Source organism: Myxococcus sp. AM009, from assembly GCF_013372605.1.
GTDB classification, from domain to species: domain Bacteria; phylum Myxococcota; class Myxococcia; order Myxococcales; family Myxococcaceae; genus Myxococcus; species Myxococcus vastator.
On record NZ_JABXEP010000370.1, the window covers coordinates 1 to 690 of the forward strand.

1 protein-coding gene is annotated in these 690 nt (G+C 66.5%); it reads left to right on the forward strand.

Annotation, left to right across the window (positions count from 1 at the left end):
- Positions 1-690 (forward strand): condensation domain-containing protein (locus HV824_RS35915; protein ID WP_255208629.1); only part of this gene is annotated, 690 nt, incomplete at both ends.

The following is a 690-nucleotide window of genomic DNA, read 5'->3' on the forward strand; positions in this document are numbered from 1 at the left end:
CGCCCGTTCAACCTGGAGGTGGGCCCGCTGCTGAGGGCGACGCTGCTGAGAGAGGGGGAGGAAGCGCACGTGCTGGTGCTGGTGATGCACCACATCGTGTCGGACGGGTGGTCAATGGGCGTGCTGGTGAGGGAGTTGGTGGCGCTGTACGAGGCGTACTCGCAGGGGAGGGAGTCACCGCTTCCGGAGCTGGAGGTGCAGTACGCGGACTACGCGGTGTGGCAGCGAGAGTGGCTGAAGGGGGAGGTGCTGGAAGAGCAGTTGGGGTACTGGAGGAAGCAGCTTGCGGGCGCACCAGTGGCGCTGGAGTTGCCGACGGACAAGGTGAGGCCGGCGGTCCAGACGTACCGAGGGGACACGCGAGGTTTGGAGTGGCCGAAGGGGCTGTGGGAGGGAGTGAAGGGGCTGGCGCAGCGAGAGAATGCGACGCCCTTCATGGTGCTGCTGGCGGCCTTCCAGGTGGTGCTGTCGCGGTACGCGAGGCAGGAGGACGTGAGCGTCGGGACGGCGATAGCGAACCGGACGCGAGCTGAAACGGAGGGGCTGATTGGCTTCTTCGTGAACACGCTGGTGCTGCGGACGAAGGTGTCGCCGACAGCGAGCTTCCGGGAGTTGCTGACGCAGGTGCGCGAAGTGACGCTGGGTGCGTACGCGCACCAGGAAGTGCCCTTCGAGAGGCTGGTGGAGGAG